Raw genomic sequence first — 22815 nt, 5'->3', positions numbered from 1 at the left:
CCCGCCTTACAAGAGGAATGGAGCCCCAGGCATCGAAGAGCAATACGTCGCTGCTCGTCCCTGCACTACCCAGCAGAGTGAGACGAAGCCGCCACACAAATCCTGCCTGGCATGCGCCCACTCAGTATGGTAAGTTCACGAGTCCCGCCAGCTACCTACAGCCCAAGAGTTGATTCATGATGCGTGCAGTGATCCTAGCCGCAGGTGCCGTTGCACTCGGGCTCCTTGCTATGCTCTGCCTGCCGCGCCACCTGACGCCGCCAGCCGCAACGGCCCCCCTCTCTCCCGCAACGTTGCATGCGCGGTTGGAGCAGGGCATCCTGACTCTTCGTGGTTCGCTTCCCAGTCAGACCAGTAAAACCGTCATCCTTCAACGAGCCCAAGAGCTTTATGGCGCGCAATCTGGTCGCGTGGTCGATCAATTGGCGGTGGATCCGAACGTGGGGCCAGCCGCTTGGACCGGCCCTATTTCCCAGATCCTTCCCGTCTTAGGACAGATGACAGAACATGGCTCGATCATCATCGACGGGCGCTCGATTGTTCTCAGCGGACGGGTCGACAGTGAGCAGACTAAAGCCATCGTGTTGCGTGACATGGCTCCCTTTGCGCAAACAGGACTTGCGCTGGAGGATCATATCCTCGCAGCGCCACTTCCCCCTGCCCCGCCCGTACTGCAACAGAAATTGAACGAGATTCTGTCGCGCGCCTCCATTGAGTTCGATTCCAATACGACCGTGATGCCTCCACGGAGTCGTGCCACATTGGACCGATTGATCAGTATTTTGCGTACGGCCCCTCGTGCCATCATCGAGATCGGAGGTCATACCGACAAGTATGGCGCGTCAGACTATAACGTGCAGCTCAGCCGCCGCCGCGCCGATGCCGTGCGGCACTACTTTATCAGCCACGGTCTCACCAACCAGCTCACGGCTGTCGGGTATGGCGCCTCACGACCGCTGTCAGTGGCGCAGACCAGGGCCGGCTTCCAACGCAACCGTCGTATCGAGTTACGCGTGAAAGGACAGTCCGACCTATGATCATGCTCCTCGGCCAAATGCTGGGATGCCTCCTCGTCGCCGCGGGCATCGGCGGGGTCACTGTCTGGCTCTTACAGCGTCTGTCGGTGAACGAGCTGAAACAACAGCTCTCGGACCTTCTCAATGCCGTGCAGGTCAAAGAGCAGGCGCTGGAATTGGCTCAGCTTGAGTTCGAGGCCACAGCCTCGACCGCCCAACTCTATGAAAATAAGTTCACCTCGTCGGACGCACTCGCGCGATCGGCGCAACAGGAGCTCGCCTCATGCACCGCGCGGCTCCATGCCGCGCAAGAAGAACTCCGCGTAGCCGCACAGCATCGGTCAGACATGGAATCCGAATTGGCCGTATTTCGTTCGCAGGTCAAGGACAGCGAAGCCGCAACCGTTGTGCAAGCAGAAGCACTTCTGCAATCCCATGCCGCGCTCGAACTGACACAACAGGCCCTGGCGCGTAAGGCAGAAGAACTGTCGCCCTTGCACGAACGCATCGCGGCCTTGGAACAGCGCCCTTCAGAGACCGACCGACTCCAGGCACGAATCCAGGAATTGGAGCCGGCACAAGGACGCGTCCATTGGCTCGAAGTGCAACTGAGTGAACGGGAGACGCAGCACCGAACCGCACTTCATGACATCGAGCGACAATTGGCAGAGCGGGACCGCCGCATCGGCGAACTTGAACAGCTCCATCAACCCGACAGGGCGCCATTGCAGCACACCGGAAGAGACGTCGATGAACTTCAGGCAGAGCGGCTCGCTCACGAGCAACGACTAAAAGAAAAGGACGATCACATCGCGGCCTTGCAGCAACGCATCGACTCCGTCGAGTCCGTCCAGCGAGCGCTCGCGGGCCAGGCGAAAATGGTGAACGAACAAGAAGAAGAAATCAGCAGCCTCCGGAAGCGACTCGTCGAAGTCCGGGCCGCGCTCAGGATTCGCACAGACGGCGGCGTCGCGCCACGCCCGATCCAGCCGGCCGGCGATCAACTGACGCTACAGATCGTCCCGCCAGCCCCCTCGGGCTCGCCGGAGAAAGACGACCTCTCGGAAATTCGCGGCATCGGACCGGCCTTCGAACGAGCCCTCAACAACATGGGCATTGTGACCTTCCGTCAGATCGCGCAGTGGGACGCCACGAACCTGAAACAGATTGCAGACCAACTCGAAACCCTTCCCGAACGCATCACACGCGATCAATGGATCGCCCGCGCCAAAAAACTCCACGAGCAAAAATACGGCAAGGGTCTCTGACGCGCCAGGGCACACATGAAACGTTTTCACAAGCAACGCCGGTCACACCTCCCTAGCATCACCCACAGGCCCCCTCATTTGCTTAGTATCATTGTGGTAGCAGCGCTTGTAGCGTCTCTATTTTAAATGCGTTTTACTCGTCATCAAATTAATGAAACCGCCGGTTATGGACTGTAAATGGGCGGCCTGCTATGTTTCCCCCACAATGAACCGAGATGAACTTAGGAAAAATATCGGTCGTACCTTTCAATTTGTCCCACCTCCCAGGCGAGACTCCGCAAATGGTTCATGGGAATCTGATATGAACCAGTGGATTCTTCGCAGTGAGACAGCGGACAAGAAGGGATTTGAATTTTTGAACGCCATTCGCGATCACGCCCATTTCGTTCTTGAACCGGTCCAGATTCGACAATTTGACGCTCCCGACAAACTGGTTCTGCGAGGCCAAGTAGTACTTAAAGATGCGTCGGTTATTTTTGAGCCCTTCCACCCGAAACCAGTTTCGCCCTTCGCACCGACTCCAGCTCTCCGGTTATATCTTGAAGGAGCTGACGAAAACGGCTCGCCTGTAATCACCAGTCCAACGTTTGAGGCGTTGCGTTTTTGCGTCAAAAATGTGGGCGAACAAACAATTCGCGATTATCGAAATACCGTCTTCATACCACAAGCATTTAGGCGACCTTCCTCCGAGTCCTATATTGACAATCTAAGTAAGCAAGATGAGGTCATGATTGGAGAGCAAGAGTATGTCGTCTATGGAAACTTCATCTCGAACCCCATATACAAGTATGAATCAATACGAATAGGTCAACTTATACTGCAAGCCGACCCTGGTGAATATACTCTCCTTTGGAAGATCCATTGTGACGATGGGATTTTCCCAACGGAAGAAACATACGGACAGATTAAACTAAGGGTTATTCATTTTGGAGGTCTCGTTGATCGTGCATTTGAGAATCTGTACAAGAAACCTTGATTTGCTACCACTCTGCTACCGGAACAGGCAAAGCTATGCCAATCCATCACAGGGATAGCTCTTCCGATTCGTCAGTTTTTCCTTGGGTTAGCTCTGCGTGGGTCTGGTCAGATTGGTCTGAGCCGAGTTTGTGAACCTCAGGTTGGCCAGATATCAGACGGAGCCGTGGTTGTTTCCACTGCGCGTGTCCAGCGAGGGTCTTCTGAAGCCGCGTGTTGCGCGAGCACAGGATATAACCCTCAATGACCTCGCCCTCCCCTGTTCTTCCACGCATCTCCCCTCGCTTCACAGGAGGGTAACCTGGTCGATCCTCGATTGCGCGCGTCGAACGAGCACATTCTGATCGTGCGCGTTCCGCGAGCAGGAGGACGACTAGGCTGCCCTCCCCCTCTTGTTTGACTTCATCTCTCCCCCTTCCCTACAATCTGTTCGTGGCATCGCAATTCGTTCATCTCCATCTCCATACCCAGTTCAGTCTCCTGGACGGCGCGAATCAAATCGAGCCGCTCGTCCAGCAGATCAAATCGTTTAATCAGCCGGCCGTGGCCATGACCGACCATGGCAACATGTTCGGGGCCATCGAGTTCTACCGTAAAGCCAAAGAAGCCGGCATCAAACCCATCATCGGCTGCGAAGCCTACATGGCGCCTGGCAGTCGCTTGGCTGCCAAAGACAGCGGTCTCGCCCACAACGACTACTATCACCTCATCCTCCTGGCTCGAAACCTGACCGGCTATCAGAATCTGATCAAGCTCGTCAGTAAGGCATACCTTGAAGGGTTCTACTATAAGCCGCGGATGGATAAGGAAATTCTAAAAGAGCACCATGAGGGGCTAATTGCCCTCTCCGGCTGCTTAAGCGGCGAGATTCCCTATCTCATCGGCCAGAAAGACATGGCTGGTGCCATGGCAGTGGCAGGCGAGTTTCAGGAAATATTCGGGAAGGAACATTTCTACCTGGAAGTACAGGCGAACGGGCTCGATCACCAGCGAGTCGCCAATAGTGGCCTGCTTGAGATGTCCAAGAAGATGGATATCCCCCTGGTCGGCACCAACGATTGCCATTACCTCAAGAAAGAAGACTTCCGTCCGCACGAGCTCATGCTCTGCCTGCAAACGGGCAAGACGATCAGCGACCCGAATCGCATGAAGTTCGATACGGATCAGCTCTATGTGAAATCGACGGACGAGGTCACGGCTGCCTTTATTGAGTTCCCCGAAGCCGTCAACAATACCTGCCGGATTGCGGACAACTGCGACCTCCAACTGACGCTCAACAAGACCTATCTTCCGCAATACAAAGTGCCGGAAGGCTTCACGCGGGAGACCTATCTGGAAAGCCTGGCGCAGGCCGGACTCGCAGCGAGATTGAAAGAACGGCCGAGCCAAATCCTGCCGGCCGCCTACGAGCTGCGCCTGCGAGAGGAAATCACCATCATCTGTTCGATGGGGTTCGCCGGTTATTTTCTGATCGTGTGGGACATCATCAAGTTTGCCCGCTCGCGCCACATTCCGGTTGGACCGGGCCGAGGCTCCGCCGCCGGAAGTCTCGTCGCCTATGCGCTTCGTATCACGGATCTCGATCCCCTCGTCTACACGCTCCTATTCGAACGGTTCCTGAATCCGGAACGTGTGTCCCTCCCCGATATCGACATGGACTTCTGCATGGATCGCCGTAACGAGGTGATCAACTACGTGGTCGATAAGTACGGCAAAGACCATGTGGCCCAGATCATTACGTTCGGCACGCTCGGAGCGAAAGCCGCCATCCGCGACGTGGGCCGCGTGCTGGAAATTCCCTATGCCGAAGTCGATCGCGTGGCCAAGCTCGTCCCGAACCAGCTCAACATCACGCTTCAGCAGGCGCTCGACCAGGAACCGAAGCTGCAAGAGCTCGTCGATACCGATGCGCGCGTCAAAGAGCTGATGGGCATTGCCCGCTCCCTCGAAGGACTGGCCCGCCATGCCTCGACCCACGCAGCCGGCGTGGTGATTTCCGAAGGGCCGCTCACGGACCATGTGCCGCTCTACAAAGGATCCAACGACGAAGTCGTCACCCAATATTCGATGGGCGACGTCGAAAAGATCGGGCTCGTCAAATTTGACTTTCTGGGCCTCAAAACCCTCACCATGATCAAACGCGCTGAGGATCTGATCAATGCGGGACGTCCCGGCGCTCCTCCGTTGGTTATGGAGCAGGTGCCGTTCGACGATCCCAAGACCTTTGCCCTCCTCTCGTCCGGCAAAACCATCGGCCTCTTCCAGTTAGAAAGCTCGGGCATGCGCGACCTCCTGACCGGCCTGAAACCAGACCGTTTCGAGGACATCATCGCTATTATCGCGCTCTACCGCCCTGGCCCAATGGATCTGATCCCCGATTTCATTAAACGAAAACAGGGCAAGATCCCCATCACCTACGAAACGCCTGAGCTCGAACCGATCCTGAAGGACACCTACGGGGTCATCGTCTATCAGGAGCAGGTGATGGCGATCGCCAACAAGGTGGCAGGCTTCTCGCTTGGCCAAGCCGACATTCTCCGGCGCGCGATGGGTAAAAAGAAGCCGGAGGAGATGGAGAAGTTGCGCGCGCAGTTCCTGGCCGGCGCCAAGACGAACAAGATTCCCGATAAGAAGGCGGAAAAACTCTACGAACTGATCCAGAAGTTTGCAGGCTACGGGTTCAACAAGTCGCATGCGGCGGCCTATGCCGTCGTGTGTTATCAGACAGGTTATCTCAAAGCCCATTACCCGACCGAGTTCATGGCCGCCCTGATGACGACCGACATGGGGAACGCCGACAAGATCGTGGGCTACTTCACGGAATGTCGAGACCTCAACATCAAGGTCTTGCCTCCCGACGTCAACCAAAGCCATAAAAATTTTACCGTGGTGGAGCAGGCCATCCGGTTCGGCCTGGCGGCCATCAAGAATGTCGGCGAAGGCGCCGTCGAATCGATCATCGAGATCCGGAATACTAGTGGCCCATTTAAATCCTTCTTCGAATTTTGTCGGCGAGTCGATCTGCACAAGGTCAATAAGCGCATGCTCGAAGGGCTGATCAAGACCGGCGCGTTCGATTCGACCGGTGCGAAACGCTCTCAACTGGCGGCAGTCCTGGATCAGGCCGTCGAAGACGGAGCGTCCGCGCAGCGCGAACGGGATCTGGGACAGACGAATATTTTCGGCGATGAGCTGGGTGGACAGGATTCGTCCGAGCAGTTGGCCGCGCCGCCGCTGCCCAACATTCCAGAATGGGACCAAAACGAGCGACTGAAACATGAGCGGGAACTGACCGGCTTCTACATCTCGTCTCATCCGCTGGCTCGTTATGAAGCCACCATGAAAGCGCTCTCGACCGCCACGACCATCAGCTTGCCGGAATCGTCGGACGGGCGAGAGGTCAAACTTTGCGGCATCATTACGACCGTCAAAAGCATGCTGACCAAAAAGGGCGACAAGATGGCCTACCTCACCCTGGAAGACCTCCTGGGCGTGGTGGAAATCATCATCTTTCCCGATCTCTACAAGAATGCCGCTGAGCTCATCGTCGTGGAACGGCTGGTGCGCATCACGGGCACGGTGGATCGGGGGGATAAAGGCACGAAGATTCGAGGGAGCAAGATCGAGCCACTCGCCGAAGTTCAGGCGCAGGCGATCAAACGTGTCCATATTCGATTGATCGATCACCCGGACGTGACGGAACAGTTGCCGCGCCTCCGCGAGATCTTTCAGCGCCACCCAGGCAATACGACCATTTCCCTTACGTTACGGATGGATGCATCACAGGAAGCCGTGACCGCCCCCCTCCCGAATCTGACGATCACCCCCAGTGAACGGTTTGTGGCCGATGTTGAAGAAGTGCTAGGCAAAGGAGCCATTTTTCTGCTATCGTAGTGCGTAGTTTTCGGGATGGAGCTAAACCAGCTCCATGAGTACCCTCTAGAGCCCCCCACGCCCCATGCGCGACTATCTCGAGTTTGAAAAGCCGATTCGCGAGATCGAAGAAAAGATCGAAAAACTCGCGGCTGCTCCTCCCGGCAAGTCCAACTCCCAGGATGAAATCCGCAAGCTGCGGATGAAGCTGGCCCAGGTCGAACATGACCTCTACAACAAGTTGACACCCTGGCAGCGCACACAGCTCGCCCGCCATCCGCAACGGCCCAGCACCCTCGATTACATCAGTGCGCTCTTCAGAGATTTCCTTGAGTTCCATGGGGACCGCTCGTTTGGCGACGATCGCGCCATCGTCGGAGGCTTTGCCCGATTCAACGACCGGTCGATCATGGTCATCGGCCATCAAAAAGGGAAGACCCTGAAAGAACGGATGCAGCGAAACTTTGGCATGCCGAACCCGGAAGGCTATCGAAAGGCCCTGCGCCTCATGCGGATGGCCGAAAAGTTCGGGCGTCCGATCGTGACCTTTATCGACACACCAGGCGCCTACCCCGGCATTGGTGCAGAAGAACGCGGCCAGGCAGAAGCGATCGCCCGCAATATTTATGTGATGTCCAGGCTCTCCGTCCCGATCGTATCCATCGTCATCGGTGAAGGCGGCAGCGGCGGCGCACTCGCATTGGGCGTTTCAGACCGCGTCCTCATGCTGGAGCATGGTGTCTATTCCGTCATTTCACCGGAAGGCTGTGCCGCCATTCTCTGGGATGATCCGGCGAAAATTCCCGATGCGGCCTCTGCCCTGAAGATGACAGCGAAAGACCTCGTTGATCTCCACATTGTCGATGAAGTGATTCCTGAACCGCTTGGTGGCGCCCATCGCGACCCCGGTGCCATCACCGAACGAGTCGCCAAATCGCTCACGAACCAACTCTCCCAACTTTCCGAACTCTCCATCCCTGAATTATTGAATCAGCGAGATCGGAAGTACCGCTCCATCGGAGCCGTCAGCGGGCTGGCCGCCACACCCCAATAAGCCGAATGAGACGATTAAATTCTGAAGGCTGAAGGTCGGAGTTCTGAATACTTCGGCCTTACCCCCTTCAGCCTTCCCCGCGATTATTGAGCCATGCCACAGCTCCGGCACCGGCCGCCTGACCCGTGGCGAAACAGGCGGTCAAGAGATAGCCTCCGGTCGGCGCCTCCCAATCCAGCATCTCTCCCGCGCAAAAAGTCCCTGGAAGCTTGCGGATCATCAATCGTCTGTCGAGTGCCTCGAAAGGAACGCCACCAGCCGTGCTGATCGCTTCCTCTAACGGACGCGGAGTCACCAGGCGCAGTGGTAGTGATTTGATCGTGGCGGCCAGCCGAGCCGGATCTGCAAAATCCTCTTTCGACACCACTTCACGAAGCAGCCCTGCCTTCACACCTTCGATGTGGGCCTGTCGCTGAAGATGCGTCGCCATCGTGCGTTTTCCACGCGGTCTCGATAAGTCGTGTGTCAGGCGCGGCACGTCGCGATCAGGCGCCAGATCGAGACGCAATGTCGCTACGCCCTTCGCCAGAATCTCGTCGCGCAGCGCGGCGGATACTGAGTAGATCACGCCACCCTCTACACCGGTCTCCGTGATGACGAACTCGCCTGGATGCCAGGACTCGGCTCCGGCATCACTCCGCAGGATAATCGCGACCGATTTAACCGGCTGTCCGGCGAACTTCGTTCGGAAATGCTCGCTCCAGCCCACGTTAAACCCGCAGTTTGCTGGCTGTAAGGGCGCGATCTGAAGGCCGCGTCCTGCCAGCAACGGTACCCACGACGCATCAGAGCCAAGTTTCGGCCAACTGCCGCCGCCGAGCGCTAATACTACGGCATCGGCTTGAACAGAACGGTTTCCCTCTGGCGTGACAAAACATGGAGCCCCCTGCGCATCCCAGCCGGACCACCGATGGCGCATATGGAATCGCACACCGGATTGTCGCAAGCGGCGAAGCCATGTACGCAGCAACGGCGCGGCCTTCAAATCCTTGGGGAACACTCGCCCCGATGAGCCCACAAATGTTTCGATGCCAAGACCGCGAACCCATGCCAGCAAGGCATCAGGCCCGAATGACGCGAGCAAGGGCTCGACCTGGGCTCGACGCGCACCATAGCGTGAGAGAAATTTCTCAGAAGGCTCCGAATGCGTGAGATTGAGGCCGCCTTTTCCAGCCAGGAGAAATTTTCGACCGACCGACGCCATGGCGTCATAGAGATCGACCTCTACCCCTGCGGCACGTGCCACCTCCGCAGCCATGAGCCCAGCCGGTCCACCCCCAATAATGGCAATTTTCATCGTTGTTCCAATCATGGTGTCTTGTCTGATTCGTGCCGCCAATCCGGCGTTCTGAATGAACACATCGCGGGACCCTACATGCAGGCGCGAGGTGGGTCAAGTATAGGCTTCGCCAGCTGAAGAAACGCTAGGGTTTTACCGTTCCAACCCGCTATACTCAACCGATGGATGAACAGATTACGGGAGAAGTGGTCGAACTGCGAGTGAGTTACCGGTATGTGACGGCACACCCTTGGGTGGTCCAGGCGATCGGTGGATTTTTGTCTGCCTATTTCATGGAGCATCCAGATTTTCGTGTGCAACGACACATGGAAGAACTGGAGTCCGGCGGCCACCTCTGGGTCTGCGAGGTGCCTCCCAGCATGAAGGTCCTCAGGCTCCTGAGGCGACTGCAAGAAGACATTCCTCCCTGTCACACCCAACAGATCGCCACCGACCCGCCAGCAGTGCCACGCTATCTCATCGATTGCCCGGAATAGACCATCACGTCACCACATGAGGCACCTGGCCGCACGTTCACGCACGAACGCATCTTCCTAGTGGCGAATGGACGTGAGGGAATGATACATATCTCCTATGTATTGGAAGCTTGTCCTCGGATCCATCGCTCTGCCTCTTGCGATGGGCGCATGCGCCCTCTCTGCGGCCTCAACGCTGAACAGCGGTGTTCCTCATCTCCCCCGACCCGATCACATTGTCCTGGTGATTGAAGAGAATCACTCTTATAGCCAGATTATTGGTTCGCCCGATGCGCCGTACATCAACGAGCTGGCAGCACAGGGCGCGCTGTTCACGCAGTCCTTTGGCGCTACCTACCCGAGCCAACCGAACTATCTCTCGCTGTTTTCCGGATCGACACAAGGCATCTCCGACAACTCCTGCCCCCAGACTTTCACGACTGCCAATCTCGGACATGCAGTGTTGTCAGCGGGGCTGACGTTCGTCGGCTATTCCGAAGACCTGCCGGAAGCCGGTTCGCTCATCTGCAGCATAGGACTCTATGCACGCAAACATAATCCCTGGATCAATTGGCAAGACAGCCCAGCCAATGGACTTCCCGCAACGATCAATCTGCCGATGACCAGTTTTCCTGCAGATTTCAATAGACTCCCTACTGTGAGCATCGTCGTGCCGAACCAGATCAACGACATGCACCACGGAAAGAATCCCGAGGCGATTCAGAACGGCGATCGTTGGCTCCAAGGACACCTGAAGGCCTATGTCCAATGGGCGCAGCAGCACAACAGTCTGCTCATCGTGACCTGGGACGAGGACAATAAGACCGAGAACAATCGAATCGTGACCCTCTTCATCGGCCCCATGGTCCAAGCCGGCCGCTACGACCAGAAGATCTCTCATCACAACGTCTTGCGCACGATCGAAGACCTCTACGGCCTATCCCACTCCGGTGCAAGCGCCGATGTAGCCCCCATCACAACGATCTGGAAGCTCCAGCCCCGTCCATGACCGTCTTCACGACTGTATTGTTGATACCGCGAGTCCCACGGTAAGTTGAAGGGAATTGAAGGCAGAGAACGACGTGACGGCTGATTAGGATCAGCTCTTGAACCCAGCCGGATTACCACTCTGCCAGCGCCAGGCATCGGCACACATCGCACCAAGCCCACGTTCGGCTCGCCAGCCTAATAACTCAAATGCCCGCTGGGAGTCGGCATAACAGGACGCAATATCTCCGGGCCGCCGAGGCGCGATCGTATAGGGGACTGGCCGCCCGCTTGCGCTCTCGAACGCCTGCACGATATCCAGCACGCTATAGCCCGTACCAGTGCCAAGATTCACCGTCAGACAGTCGGTCTTCGTCTCTAGACGCTCAAGCGCCTTGAGGGCCTTGAGGTGGCCCAGGGCCAGATCCACCACATGAATGTAATCCCGCACACCGGTCCCGTCGGGAGTGGAATAATCATTTCCCCACACATTGAGACTGGCGAGTCGACCGACTGCCACTTGGGCCACGAAAGGCATTAAATTATTGGGGATGCCCTGCGAGTCTTCTCCGATCAAGCCGCTGGCATGTGCGCCCACCGGATTGAAATAGCGCAAAATGGCCAGTTTCCAGGACGTATCGCTGCGATGCAGATCCCGCAAAATCTCCTCAATCATCAGCTTCGTGCGGCCATAGGGATTCGTGGCGGAGAGCGGATGGTCTTCGGTAAGCGGCAACCGGATCGGGTCGCCATAGACGGTGGCAGAGGAACTAAAGACGAGAGTCTTCACGCCACATTCATCCATCGCCTCTAACAGGCGCAGGGTGCCGACCACGTTGTTATCATAGTAGGTCAGCGGCTGTGTGACCGACTCCCCCACAGCCTTGAGACCGGCAAAATGGATCACCGCATTGGCTCCACTTTTCTTCAAAGCTGTCACTAACGCGGCACGGTCGCGGATGTCGCCCTGTACCAGGCGCAGTGTCTTTCCCGTGATCCGTTCCACTCGCGCCAACGCTTCGGGATGGCTATTCGAGAAATTATCGAATACTGTGATATCACAACCTGCGTCGAGCAGTTCCACGCAGGTATGGGACCCGATATAACCGGCGCCGCCTGTAACAAAAATCATAATGGCCTGCCCAGTGAGAGATGACTGCAGCCTATCAGACACATCAAGCGCGTCAAGAAATGACCGGCATTCTGCTCACCCTCCTCACTCAAAGATTGAGACGATGTTTAGCATGCTGGCCGGTCAGCCTCATGCAGAAGATGCTGGGGAAGAAACCAGGAACCAGCATGAACGGCGCGGTTACCTGACAGTTGCCAAGCCTGCACGTGCTGTTCTCGTATTCAGGCCTGTGGCTTCTCGACTGTTGGAGCTGTGGGTTCACCCGAGAGTTTCTTGTGGAGATGCTTTCTGCTGAGCGTCGTGATCAAAAAGGCGAGCCCGATCGCGAGGGGCACAAACAAAGCTGAGGCAATATGCGCATTGCGAAGCCACCCCATCTCTTGCAGTCCCTTGAAGAGATAGCCCATCAGGCCGCTGAGATAATAGGCGATCACAATGACCGACAAGCCTTCCACCGTATGTTGGAGGATCGCCTGGCTCTTCGTGGTCTTGTCGACGCTGACCAAGAGGGTCAAATTCTGGGCTTGAAGCATGAGATCGACGCGGGCTCGAATGATGGAAATAATGCCTTCAAACCCGCTGCGTAGGGTGTCGATGCGCTTCAGGAGTTGCTGATACCCCTCCGCCACCCCGGTCACCCCACTCAGCACATAGTCGGACATCGGGCGGTACGAGGGAAGGAGCCGTTCGTCGAGCGACGCCAACGTCCGGTGGACAATCTTATCGTAGGGCACAGAGGCGGATAATTCGAAATGCAACTTGCCAGACAACCTGGTGGTCTTCAACAAATCTTTCGTCAGCGCATTGAGCCAGCGCTGGAGCGTCAGGGAATCGGCATGGCCGATATGTTCAGAGATAATTTCCCTCTGCTTCAAATGCACCTGTTCAAACTTATGCGTCTGATCGATGGCAGCCGAGCTCAAGGGCTTTTGCATGAGCAGCAAGTGATAATAGGTTTCGATCCTGACAATCGCATCGACGATATCTTTGAGGTGAGATCTGGTTGCCCTCGCTGATCCCACACTGACCCAATAATGTTCCCGCCCATATTCGTCCGGCGTGAAACTGGTCACCAGCGCGGTCTCCTCATCGAGAATCCGGCTGCCATAGAGAACCGGGCCTGGAAACAGCGGGCGCAACGTTTCGCTGCTGGGCAACGTTTCAGCCATGAGCACGATATCCAGACGGCAGACTTCTGCACCGAGCGGCGTAATCGGAAACCGATAGTCGGGAAAGGTCATCGGGCCGAACGAAATCCTCGCAGCCTGGGGAGAAGGAATATGCCAGATTTGATAACTATAGTATTCGGTGTGCGCTTGCCAGATCACAATGAGCCGATCGCCTAACGTCGCTGTCTTCACGCCATACCCGAATGTGTCATGAAGGACCATCGCATCCGCGGAGACCGCAAAAGCCTCCAGGAGAGACGTGAACTCGGCACGACTCGCAGGCCGCTGCACCGGGGGGTCGGTCATGCGAAAGGCTTTGTAATGGACGTGCGCAGGGGCTTGCAGCCAGTCAGCCAACGGCATCTGTGGCCGCTCATGCAGCTTCCGTATCAGCTCGCTAGTATTCGGCTCAATCATACGACAATCCTTCAGAGTGAACGACAAAGAGAACGTTTTGCCAGGCTACTGTCTTGCAACTGTCCTGTCAACCGATTGTCAGCCGGAACCGATGCATCAGGCACGATGGAACAGCTGGAATTCCTCTACCTACATCGCTTTCAAGATACTGACCAGATAACCGCCCTCAAGATAGTCTGGATCCTTGGTCTGCTCATACACATCCAGAATGACTGCCGACGGGTAATAGACCGACGAGAGCAATGTGAAGAACTTTTGCGGCTGCAAATGAGACTGTTTCGCGTTCAGCGACCCTTCCTCGAACTTGGTCGACAATTGGTCGAAGCGCTTCAAGTCCCGCCTCCCGGCTTGACTATAGTCCGCGCGCACACAGAGGCCTCCCTTTCGTAATAGGAGGCGCAGATTTCTCGACACCACGCGGCTCATGAACAGGGAGTCGTAGAGATTTTCGACATCCTCCACCTCCCCTTCCTGTTTCATCGCTAACAGACCAGCGAGGGCCCTATCTTTGGGGAAGAGCGCTTCAAACTGACGACGCTCGCTGGGGACTGCCACGATATTGGGAAAGGTGAAGGCAATGATGTCGGCCTTTGGTCTGCTCACGGAGAAGTCCGGCAGCTGTGCGCGGCGAAATTCGATGGGTACGGGGCGGCCCTTTCGTGTGGTACGAGCCCAGGCCTCCGCCTCACGCAGCATCAATTTCGAACCATCGATGCCAAGGAAGTCCCAGGCCGGAAGCAGATCGACGAGCTGTTTCATCAGGAGGCCGGAGCCACATCCGTAATCGATGATCAGACCGCTCTCCTTTTTTGCGCACTTGGCCACCAGGCTCGCAATATTCGTATACGCAGCCGCATGCGCCGCATTGCGCGTCTGATCCACCCACCATTGACCGACCTTTGTATTGTAGGCCCCAAACCCCTCAGCTAATTTTTCCGTAAAATCTATCTGTGACATAGGTCTCCCAATCCTCAATGTGGGTTCGCAGGATGTTGAAATCGTCGGTCAATCGTCGAGGCTTGGACGGAGAAGGAACGGACCATAGATGAGGGCAAAGAGCAGGTAGGCGCTGCTCCAACTCATCGCGGCGAGTCCAAGCACAAAGTGGGAGGAGTCGAGGGACGGCCCGAAGACCCGCAACAACGCACCGATATTGACCAAGAGGTAGATGCAGGCCGTCAGGGGCCCCGCATGCTTGGGGCGTCCCGTATGGCCCAGGCTGGCGCGAGTCATCACTGCCAGGGTCATTGCACCCACGGCGCCGGTCGTGAGCGCATGTATCGCATCTGTTATGGGCAGGCCTACACCAAGAATGGCGCCTCCCATGACCAACAACGCTAACACCACCCAGGCAAAGCCCACATGTAGGGTCAGCACCAAGGGCTCACGCCAGGTCAGCCATCCGTACCAGCGCAAGAGGCGAACCAGATTGAGCAACCCGGCTGCCACCCACAACCAGCCTGTCACCAGGGCTTGCGGCTGAACAATCCAGAACAGAGCAGCAATCCCTACGAGCACAACCGACAGTCCATCAAAACGCGAGAAGGGCGCCGGTTGTTCGGCCCTACCCTGCTCGGCAAGAAAGTCTCGAGTGAAATTGGGGGTGACGCGCCCACCGATGAGCGATAGCAGTATCAGAACCAGTGCAAGGCCCATTCGCTCGGCAGGGTCCGTTTCGGCGCTGCTTAACGTCCAGATATGAAACAAGACGTTGGCGCAAGCATAGAGGCTGACGAGCGCTCCGATCGGTGCTTGAGGCCAACTCTTCCCTGCGATGATCTCTCGCCAGGCCAGCCCCGCCACGACGACCAGGAACGCCCCATCAATGATTGAGGACAACAGCGGCGAAAGAAACGGAACGGCCATCACCACCCGTCCGGCCAACCACAAGGCCCACAACGACAACAGTTCGCTCCCTCTGATCGGCGTACGGTCGGTCCAGTTGGGAATGGCCGTGAGCAAGAAGCCTGTGATCACCGCAGGCAGAAAACCAAAGACCATCTCATGCACGTGCCAGTCCCGCACAGCAGAGAGGAGCTCCGGATCAGGAACTCCCATAAGAATGACGATCCAAGCCGGGACCGCCAGTCCGGCAAACAGCGCCGCACTCAGAAAGAACGGTCTGAATCCGTACGAAAAGAACGCGGGCCCTTGATACTGTGATCGGTCGTTCGTCTGGTCAGTCATAGCAAGAAGAAGCATCCCTGAAAATCGCGGTAGTCTACGTGTTGTCAGGAGCCCGATCAACTGCCATCAGCTACTGACAGAGGATTTTCCAGACATGATTGTCAGGCCTACCCTGTCTGTGGTTTCATCACGACCATGGCCCCCTTCCCTACCCTCAGAACTGAACGGCTCTTGCTCAGACAATTTCAGTTGCGCGATGCGCCAGAGGTACAACGGCTGGCCGGAGTGAAAGAGGTCGCGGCCGGCACGTTCCTCCCCCATCCCTATCCCGATGGCACCGCCGAGCAATGGATCGCGAGCCAGCAGGAGGAATTCGACGCCAATACGCTCGTCAACTTTGCGATCGTGCTCCTCACGCAGGAGATCCTGATCGGGTCGATCGGATTGGCTATCGTTGCCGAGCACCAGCATGCACGCATGAGCTATTGGCTTGGCCTGCCCTATTGGAATCACGGATATGCGACGGAAGCGGTACAGGCGGTGCTCGCCTACGGGTTCACCCAGCGAGCGCTGCACCGGATCTATGCCCCACACTTCTCGAACAACCCGGCATCAGGCCGGGTGCTTCAGAAAGTCGGCATGACATACGAAGGCAGGATGCGGGAACATTACAGGCGTTTCGGTGAATTTGTGGAGGTTGAACTGTACGCGATGCTTGAACAGGACTTCCATCAACGCTGACAGCCCCATCCCATACTCGGAAATAGAAACAGCAGACCTCGCCAGCCGGGCGCGGTAACTCCGCCACCCGGCCAGCAAAGCCCGGCCTCCGATTGAGATCGGAGAGAGAACAGCCCCTCGGATACCGATTAGAACTTGTTCGGGAACTGCGCGGCCAATCCGCTGGTCAGGGTATCGGCCACCACATAAATATGTGACTTCATGCCAGTCCAGGTGTCACGCTCATGCGTGTAATCGCTTTCCTTCAACTGTTGAAACTGCTGGATGTGGTGCGCGGCATGTGCCGTCAGCAGACCCATGACGGCATCCTTCTGCCAGTTCGGATTGGCGCCACTCAAGAACGTCGAGATCTCCGCGGCATTGGCCGTGAGATGTTTCACCGCCGCCTCTTGCTGGCTGGCGTTACCGGCGACGGTCGCGTCTAAATGATCGCGGATGGCACCGTAATGTTCCGCCAACAGGGCGAACAACTTATCGGACGCCGGTTTGCCATAAAATGGCTCGATGGAGCCGGCAATCTGTTGCGCATTCGCCACGACGCCTTTCTCGGCCGACTCGCGCGCAGACGGATTCTTATCCATCGTCGCCACCGCCACATTACGGATCGAGAGGACATGGCCCAACCAGAGGTCACGAAGGACCATCTTGGTTTCCGCCACCTTCACAGGGCTGGCCTGAGCCACCTTGGGTGCAGCAGTCACGAGCGAATCGGCACTGTGCGCGCAGGCAATCGGGGATAACAGCAGGACGAAGAGCGGCAAGGCACGAAATGTATGACGCATGGCACAGACTCCTTTGTTCAAAATTGACACTGCAAGGCCTTTCACTCAGATGACAACACAGAGAACCGATATCCCTACCGCATCGACCACCTCCTCCGAACAGGATGAACCGATTCGGTCAGTCACAACCGACCGTAGCAACGATGGGTAAGGATAGGGAACGGGAGCAGAACTGTCAGTTAGCGGGATAACATTGGAGAAGAAAAAGGCCGTGCGACCGGATTATTTGAGACTGGCAGAGGATTTTCCGGAGGATAGCAGGTAGCCGTCGAGGCCGGCTCGACGTAACAGCAGTCCATCCTTACGTACATAGGTGATGAGCCCCTCATCACGCAATTGATTCAGCAAGGTCGACACGACTTCACGGCGCGCACCGATCATCTGCGCAAGGTCGTCTTGGCGAAAATAATGGGTCAGCTTGATCCACTCGCCCTCTGGAACACCGAACTCATCGGCCAATCTGCTCAAGGTCCGAACCAGCCGCTCCATCGTGCTGCTGAACGACAGCGTTTGGATCTGCTCATAGGCCGAGGAGAGTTGTTGCGCCACATTGGAAAGAAACAGCAGAAACGCCGGACGATTACCCTGGAGGTGAGCAATAAATTCGTCGAAGTTCAACTCGACAATGTCGCAATCCTCCATCGCAACCGCTTGTTCACGCCGCTCGCCCGTGCAATGACAAAGGTCGCCGAAGACATCGCCGACCTGATGCAGGCGCAAGATCGACTCGCGCCCATCCTCGGTCATGGAGGTGAGCTTCACTAAGCCCTGCCGAAGGAAGAACACACTTTGCGCCGGATCGCCAAGTCCGTAGACCGGCTGCCCCTTCGCCACAAGCCGTCCAGGCCGGTTCATGAGTTGATCGCAGAGCTTGCCCCGAAAACAGCTCGACAACGCGGTGCAATACCGATGGTCGCCCAAATTCATCGCCGTGTGAATCATGATTTCCCTCAGGCTCAAACTATTGTACAGAATCGACGGATTAAATAACCAGATGTCTTCACGCCCAGACACGAGGTCTACCACGTAAGACAATAACGCCAGACCCCTTTCTCTTCACCATCACTCCGCAGGTCGCGCATCATCACCTGACACTCATTCGCAGCGCATTTAGAATCCCGACAATACAGACAATATACCCCTGTGCGTTCACCCCAGGTCACTCGTTGAAATGTGGCAGCGAACGAAGCTGCGCACAAGAGCAAGTCTCTTCGCTCCAACACCTCCCAAAACGGCATATGCGACAAGCCGCCCTCGTCGTTCGTAGGCACTGTTTTCCTCACTTGTAAGAGACGAGCGACGATTGTCTTCTGCTGGCGGACTTGATTCTGCATCATGTTCATGGAGCGATACATCCTGGAGGGAGCATGTGTCTGCCTAACTTCTCGTCCGATCCACCACTCACAGATTTCTTGATGATATTTACGGAACCTGCCCCGCGTGACGCAAATAATGACTCTAGACAGTTCACTCAACTAGCATCAGTTTATTAATTTAGGAGATTGTACGCATCCTAGCCTCCTGCTTCACCAGCATAGGAGCGTACCTCTTTGGCAGCGTCACCTCCAATTTCCGGCACAGGACCGGTCAGACAGGGACAATCGCCAGACAATTTATGGCACCAAAACGTCAAGCCCCTGGATTATCGTGAGTATTAAAGAGAACGAATCCTCGCACGATGGCACGGCGATTGCGACATCAGGAGGTTCGTAACGAGAACGTCCGAACAGTGTGGAGGGGAACGATGAAGGGAGCAATTATCGTGGGGCGAGGAATAACCACGGGCAGGCATCTATCGCCACCATGTTCACTCGTGCCGCTTCCACATCTGGCATGGCTCCTGAGCCCGGTGCTCATCGCCGGGCTATGGGGTTGCGGGCCGGCTGCATCTGAGCACACCACGAATCAAGCGCCCCGCGCCAGCGTGAGCATGTGGTCACAGCCGCAACCGATCGTGCGACCAGCTCCATTGCCGATCTCCGTGGCTCTCCACGCGCCTCCCACGTTGACCCTCGCGCCAGCACCGACAGCGCAAGAAGAGCCGCCACAGCCTGAACAGCTGATCATGCCTGTCTGGATCGCGCAGGCACTGGAAGATCCGGACGCCTCCGTGCGACTCCTTGCTCTGGATAAGTTGGCACAGCAGGGATCCCAGGCACCTCTGGAACCGTTGATTGTCGCGCTGGACGACGAAGACGACGGCGTACGGACGAAAGCGATGGCGATCATCGAACAGAACTGGGAGGCCGAGCAGCAGGGAGAGCCCGAGGTGGAGAAGTAAGGCGGGATAGAGTGGTACGGGAATAGATGCATAGAGAAGTGGGAAGAGATCAAACGCTTCACGAGAGGTGCGTGGGCCAGAGTCGGTCAGTCGGTGCAACCGCAATATCACCAAGGAGGAGGAACAACATGATGCAACCTAGAGGAAGTAGATGGTTGAGTGGGTTTGGAGCGGTGATTCTCATCGGAGGCCTTGTCCTGTCGAATTACGGCGAGGGCGTCACGCCTGCAGACGCACACAGCTATCAGAATCCCTTCAAACAAATACTGGCCAAGCTTAACGAGATCCTGGCAAAGCTCAATAATAGTGGCGGAGGTGGAGCTGGCAATCATACGATGCGGTGGGACACTCACAATCCATCAGCGTCGCGTTTTACCGTCTTGACAGACTTTGGAGGTGCAGCGGTAAGGGACAATAATACCGGACTGGTCTGGGAGCAATCACCGGCCATGCTCACGCCAGGGCCCACCTGGAGCGATGCCCGCCTCCAATGTGTCGACAAGAACGTCGGAGGTACAAGAGGGTGGCGGCTCCCCTCGGTGGTGGAGTTGGCAAGCTTGATCGACCCGTCGTTGCCGCCACCCTTCGTCCCAGGCGTATTTACAGGCGTCCATCTGGCTCCCTACTGGTCGGCGACGTCAAATGCGGAGAGCTCTACTACCAAGTTTGCCATAAACTTCCAGGATGGCTTCGTAGGTCTCAGCAGTAAATCCACGGGGAACTACCTCTGGTGTGTCCGCGGTTCGATACAAGAATCTGCATACTGAAAAATTGTCATTGGATCTATCTCTGAGGGGGCAGGGGCGCATGCCCCCTGCCCCCTCGACTATCATTCCACTGCCTCTGGCCCTCGAGTGCATGGCTGCGACTGCAATATCTTACGTTTCCCTTGGATTTACCCCTCCTCAGCCCCATAATACGGCGAACATATAGACTGAGGCCGACGGTGCCCAGTGCGATACGTACTATACGTGCTTGGAGCCTTTAGCGTTTAACTGACCGCACCGATTAGAGAACGTGGCATGACGTAACTGTACGTACCCATTATTGCTAGACGTCACACACTCGATGTGTCCCGACCAAAAAGGATCTTGAATCCCAGACGATGGACTCCCCAAAAATACAATCTCGGAAGGCCCGCGTGCTTATCCGTGTCCGTGTCGAATTCGAAGGAGGAGCCTCCGGCCATGAGGTCAACGGCGAAGGCCACTCCACTGACTTGAATGTCACGGGATGTAGCGTGGAGAGTACTCAGGTCCTCGCCCCTGGCAACTATCTGACCCTTCGCATCTACCTGCTCGATTCAGCTCAACCGGTGAATGTGACCCTGGCGCGAGTGCGCTGGACCAACGGCACCTCGTTCGGCGTCGAATTCATTCAGTTGCCGCACAACGACCAACTTCGCCTCAATGATTTGACCCTGGACACCCTCGAAGACGAGACCACGTCGATACCACAGGCGCCTCTCAATCCTCAGGCGGTTCCATACACAATCCTGGTCGTTGACGATGATCCAGCCATGCGCCACCTCTGCGCCATAATGCTGGCACGAGACGGATTCAAGGTGATAGAGGCCTCGGGGAGTACGGAGGCCATGGCGATCTGTACGACCCATGTGGGGGATATTCACATTGCATTGGTCGATGTAATGTTGCAGCCGCCAGCTTTTCAGGTAAGGGCGGAGAAAATCGCTTGCGCCAGGGTGCACGGCCACACCCTGGCGATGGGTCTCACGGCCACGCGCAAGGAACTCCGTACGATCATGATGTCGACCAATTCCAAGGCATCACTCGCCAACAATGGCATCGACCTGAGCGATGTGCCATTTCTCCTCAAACCGTTCAGCCACGAAAAGATGATTGCCGTTATCCGGCAACAATTGGAGAGCCGTACAAACTCTGTGGCTCCGTAGCCCGACCCTATCGATTCCTGCGATCACGTTCCAGCCGAATACGCTCAACCACCCTGATCCATCAAGAAAGCAGTGTTTCGGACCGGTCACTGTTCATGTCCGCTCTCCCTCCTGGCACAATCACGATACACGCGCGATGTCAGCTGTGACAATATTGCACGTGGCCGAGTCGGTGAGACCGACGGGCCGTCCCCGCTCCTCTCACTCATGACGTTCAGGGCTACATCCTCTTTGCGAAGAAGATCCGATGTGCGGCAGGAACAGCATGAATCCAATTCCTTGGCTAAGATTTTCTTGGTCAGATCAGGCTCATTGCGTTAGACTTCGCGCATTCAGGCAGGAGAGCCCCACGAGCTGGCGCGAGTAACAAAACGACGCCAAGAGTTCGACTGAAGGGAAAGGACCTTGATGCAGTCGTCACAGAATAAGCAAGTCTCTGTCGGTGTATGTCTGATCGTAGCGACATTGTTACTGACAGGCGGAGCCGACGCCATCGCGGCGTCGGCAACCAGGATTGCATGTGGACAATGTGAGGAGGCGGACCGCTTCGTCCGATTACAAGCCGTCACCTCCGCCGATCGCCCGGTGAGCTCCCGCACGTTCACCCATCCCTTCCTGTTGCCCCCTGCAGACTGGACATCCATCCTCAAGGAACTCCACATCCAGCATCAGGCCGAACGGCTCTTTGCATCCGACCCACAAGAGCCAATCCTGTCGGTCTTCACCGAAGAGGAGATCGACTACCTCAGCGTGACCTTGAGCAAAGCGTTTGCCCAAGCTCAACCCAACGAATGGGTCGTGTTTGGGCTCAATCCAGAGAGGTCACGAGGGCTCAGCAAACTAACCACTGGCGGATGGTATCTGGATGGCCCTGACCTGCATTTCGTCTTGGCCAACTATCGGGTGAGCGTCACCATGTCCAACATGCACCAATTACTGTGGGAGCAGCCGCTTCACCCTGACAGTGACTCTTCGTACAGTCTCATCGCAGGCACCCAACAGACGATCGTCCGAGCACCCAAGTCCGCACTGAGCCTGTTCACCTCGAGCCCCCTTCATCTCGCAATTGTCTATCACGCACTCCCCTCGGGCCAGCCTGTCACGAAGACAGGCGCCCAGGAAATCTCAACCGTGAATCAATCGCCAGCGCCCACTCCGGGGACCGTTTCTCCACCCACGCCCATCGAGGAACGACTCCAGACGCTGAAACGGCTGTATACGCAAGGGCTCATCACGGAAGAAGAATACCGAGCGAAGAAGCAACAGTTGCTCGAACAATTCTAATTCACGCGGCGACGCGCCACACTCTGTGCGCCATCCGACTGC

General features: G+C 56.6%; 19 protein-coding genes. 12 read left to right on the top strand and 7 right to left on the bottom strand.

What is annotated here, in order from left to right; genetic code table 11:
• Positions 1-176: 176 nt before the first annotated feature.
• The 5 genes from Q7U76_11170 to Q7U76_11150 all read left to right on the top strand — a co-directional run bounded on the left by Q7U76_11170 (position 177) and on the right by Q7U76_11150 (position 8186).
• Positions 177-1037, top strand: a complete 861-nt coding sequence (locus tag Q7U76_11170; GenBank protein MDO8356939.1) for an OmpA family protein — start codon at positions 177-179, stop codon at positions 1035-1037.
• Positions 1034-2284 (top strand): hypothetical protein, encoded by a 1251-nt coding sequence (locus Q7U76_11165; protein MDO8356938.1) that lies wholly within the window; start codon positions 1034-1036, stop codon positions 2282-2284. The genes Q7U76_11170 and Q7U76_11165 overlap by 4 nt, the downstream gene beginning before the upstream one ends.
• A gap of 301 nt (positions 2285-2585) precedes the next feature.
• A complete protein-coding gene (locus tag Q7U76_11160; GenBank protein MDO8356937.1) occupies positions 2586-3260 on the top strand; it encodes a hypothetical protein in 675 nt (224 codons plus the stop codon).
• A gap of 431 nt (positions 3261-3691) precedes the next feature.
• On the top strand, positions 3692-7153 hold the full coding sequence (dnaE, locus tag Q7U76_11155; GenBank protein ID MDO8356936.1) for a DNA polymerase III subunit alpha: 3462 nt from the start codon (positions 3692-3694) through the stop codon (positions 7151-7153).
• Positions 7154-7217: 64 nt separating this feature from the next.
• Positions 7218-8186, top strand: coding sequence for an acetyl-CoA carboxylase carboxyltransferase subunit alpha (locus Q7U76_11150; protein ID MDO8356935.1), 969 nt, complete (start codon positions 7218-7220; stop codon positions 8184-8186).
• A gap of 67 nt (positions 8187-8253) precedes the next feature.
• Here Q7U76_11150 and Q7U76_11145 read toward each other — a convergent pair whose 3' ends face one another.
• Positions 8254-9483, bottom strand: coding sequence for a TIGR03862 family flavoprotein (locus tag Q7U76_11145; protein ID MDO8356934.1), 1230 nt, complete (start codon positions 9481-9483; stop codon positions 8254-8256).
• Positions 9484-9647: 164 nt separating this feature from the next.
• Here Q7U76_11145 and Q7U76_11140 point away from each other — a divergent pair, with 164 nt between their 5' ends.
• Positions 9648-9962, top strand: coding sequence for a hypothetical protein (locus tag Q7U76_11140; protein ID MDO8356933.1), 315 nt, complete (start codon positions 9648-9650; stop codon positions 9960-9962).
• Positions 9963-10059: 97 nt separating this feature from the next.
• Entirely contained in the window at positions 10060-10950 is an 891-nt protein-coding gene (locus Q7U76_11135; GenBank protein ID MDO8356932.1) for an alkaline phosphatase family protein, read from the top strand.
• A gap of 90 nt (positions 10951-11040) precedes the next feature.
• Here the strand turns inward: Q7U76_11135 and galE are convergent, their stop codons facing one another.
• The 4 genes from galE to Q7U76_11115 all read right to left on the bottom strand — a co-directional run bounded on the left by galE (position 11041) and on the right by Q7U76_11115 (position 15833).
• On the bottom strand, positions 11041-12060 hold the full coding sequence (galE, locus tag Q7U76_11130) for a UDP-glucose 4-epimerase GalE (protein MDO8356931.1): 1020 nt from the start codon (positions 12058-12060) through the stop codon (positions 11041-11043).
• 221 nt (positions 12061-12281) lie between these two features.
• A complete protein-coding gene (locus tag Q7U76_11125; GenBank protein MDO8356930.1) occupies positions 12282-13646 on the bottom strand; it encodes a DUF3422 family protein in 1365 nt (454 codons plus the stop codon).
• 129 nt (positions 13647-13775) lie between these two features.
• A complete protein-coding gene (locus Q7U76_11120) occupies positions 13776-14603 on the bottom strand; it encodes a class I SAM-dependent methyltransferase (GenBank protein MDO8356929.1) in 828 nt (275 codons plus the stop codon).
• A 48-nt stretch (positions 14604-14651) separates the two neighbouring features.
• Entirely contained in the window at positions 14652-15833 is a 1182-nt protein-coding gene (locus Q7U76_11115; protein MDO8356928.1) for an NnrS family protein, read from the bottom strand.
• Between the two features lie 135 nt (positions 15834-15968).
• Between Q7U76_11115 and Q7U76_11110 the strand changes: the two genes are divergently transcribed.
• The gene (locus Q7U76_11110; protein MDO8356927.1) at positions 15969-16514 is read left to right on the top strand and encodes a GNAT family protein; all 546 of its coding nucleotides are present in this window, start codon (positions 15969-15971) and stop codon (positions 16512-16514) included.
• Between the two features lie 128 nt (positions 16515-16642).
• Here Q7U76_11110 and Q7U76_11105 read toward each other — a convergent pair whose 3' ends face one another.
• Together Q7U76_11105 and Q7U76_11100 are read right to left on the bottom strand one after the other, a co-directional pair.
• Positions 16643-17296: a hypothetical protein gene (locus Q7U76_11105; GenBank protein MDO8356926.1), complete on the bottom strand. Its 654-nt coding sequence runs from the start codon at positions 17294-17296 to the stop codon at positions 16643-16645.
• Between the two features lie 222 nt (positions 17297-17518).
• The gene (locus tag Q7U76_11100; GenBank protein ID MDO8356925.1) at positions 17519-18238 is read right to left on the bottom strand and encodes a Crp/Fnr family transcriptional regulator; all 720 of its coding nucleotides are present in this window, start codon (positions 18236-18238) and stop codon (positions 17519-17521) included.
• An 871-nt stretch (positions 18239-19109) separates the two neighbouring features.
• Between Q7U76_11100 and Q7U76_11095 the strand changes: the two genes are divergently transcribed.
• From Q7U76_11095 to Q7U76_11080, 4 genes are all read left to right on the top strand, one after another.
• Positions 19110-19577 carry a HEAT repeat domain-containing protein gene (locus tag Q7U76_11095; GenBank protein ID MDO8356924.1) on the top strand — a complete coding sequence of 156 codons (468 nt, stop codon included), beginning with the start codon at positions 19110-19112 and terminating at the stop codon, positions 19575-19577.
• Between the two features lie 128 nt (positions 19578-19705).
• Positions 19706-20344: a DUF1566 domain-containing protein gene (locus Q7U76_11090; protein ID MDO8356923.1), complete on the top strand. Its 639-nt coding sequence runs from the start codon at positions 19706-19708 to the stop codon at positions 20342-20344.
• Positions 20345-20718: 374 nt separating this feature from the next.
• Positions 20719-21489 (top strand): response regulator, encoded by a 771-nt coding sequence (locus tag Q7U76_11085; protein ID MDO8356922.1) that lies wholly within the window; start codon positions 20719-20721, stop codon positions 21487-21489.
• Positions 21490-21897: 408 nt separating this feature from the next.
• Positions 21898-22773 carry an SHOCT domain-containing protein gene (locus Q7U76_11080; GenBank protein MDO8356921.1) on the top strand — a complete coding sequence of 292 codons (876 nt, stop codon included), beginning with the start codon at positions 21898-21900 and terminating at the stop codon, positions 22771-22773.
• The last annotated feature ends 42 nt before the right edge of the window (positions 22774-22815 follow it).

Source organism: Nitrospirota bacterium (assembly GCA_030645475.1).
In the GTDB taxonomy this organism is placed as follows: Bacteria; Nitrospirota; Nitrospiria; order Nitrospirales; family Nitrospiraceae; genus Palsa-1315.
This window is presented reverse-complemented; position numbering and strand designations above follow the sequence as displayed.

What these genes read in the sequence shown, in the direction of transcription:
- Q7U76_11080 (MDO8356921.1), top strand. Translation starts at nt 21,898, where the DNA reads ATGCAGTCGTCACAGAATAAGCAAGTCTCTGTCGGTGTATGTCTGATC.
- Q7U76_11150 (MDO8356935.1), top strand. Translation starts at nt 7,218, where the DNA reads ATGCGCGACTATCTCGAGTTTGAAAAGCCGATTCGCGAGATCGAAGAA.
- Q7U76_11140 (MDO8356933.1), top strand. Translation starts at nt 9,648, where the DNA reads ATGGATGAACAGATTACGGGAGAAGTGGTCGAACTGCGAGTGAGTTAC.
- Q7U76_11110 (MDO8356927.1), top strand. Translation starts at nt 15,969, where the DNA reads ATGGCCCCCTTCCCTACCCTCAGAACTGAACGGCTCTTGCTCAGACAA.
- Q7U76_11090 (MDO8356923.1), top strand. Translation starts at nt 19,706, where the DNA reads ATGATGCAACCTAGAGGAAGTAGATGGTTGAGTGGGTTTGGAGCGGTG.
- Q7U76_11135 (MDO8356932.1), top strand. Translation starts at nt 10,060, where the DNA reads ATGTATTGGAAGCTTGTCCTCGGATCCATCGCTCTGCCTCTTGCGATG.
- Q7U76_11120 (MDO8356929.1), bottom strand. Translation starts at nt 14,603, where the DNA reads ATGTCACAGATAGATTTTACGGAAAAATTAGCTGAGGGGTTTGGGGCC.
- Q7U76_11100 (MDO8356925.1), bottom strand. Translation starts at nt 18,238, where the DNA reads ATGATTCACACGGCGATGAATTTGGGCGACCATCGGTATTGCACCGCG.
- Q7U76_11145 (MDO8356934.1), bottom strand. Translation starts at nt 9,483, where the DNA reads ATGAAAATTGCCATTATTGGGGGTGGACCGGCTGGGCTCATGGCTGCG.
- Q7U76_11125 (MDO8356930.1), bottom strand. Translation starts at nt 13,646, where the DNA reads ATGATTGAGCCGAATACTAGCGAGCTGATACGGAAGCTGCATGAGCGG.
- Q7U76_11160 (MDO8356937.1), top strand. Translation starts at nt 2,586, where the DNA reads ATGAACCAGTGGATTCTTCGCAGTGAGACAGCGGACAAGAAGGGATTT.
- Q7U76_11170 (MDO8356939.1), top strand. Translation starts at nt 177, where the DNA reads ATGATGCGTGCAGTGATCCTAGCCGCAGGTGCCGTTGCACTCGGGCTC.
- galE (MDO8356931.1), bottom strand. Translation starts at nt 12,060, where the DNA reads ATGATTTTTGTTACAGGCGGCGCCGGTTATATCGGGTCCCATACCTGC.
- Q7U76_11165 (MDO8356938.1), top strand. Translation starts at nt 1,034, where the DNA reads ATGATCATGCTCCTCGGCCAAATGCTGGGATGCCTCCTCGTCGCCGCG.
- Q7U76_11115 (MDO8356928.1), bottom strand. Translation starts at nt 15,833, where the DNA reads ATGACTGACCAGACGAACGACCGATCACAGTATCAAGGGCCCGCGTTC.
- Q7U76_11105 (MDO8356926.1), bottom strand. Translation starts at nt 17,296, where the DNA reads ATGCGTCATACATTTCGTGCCTTGCCGCTCTTCGTCCTGCTGTTATCC.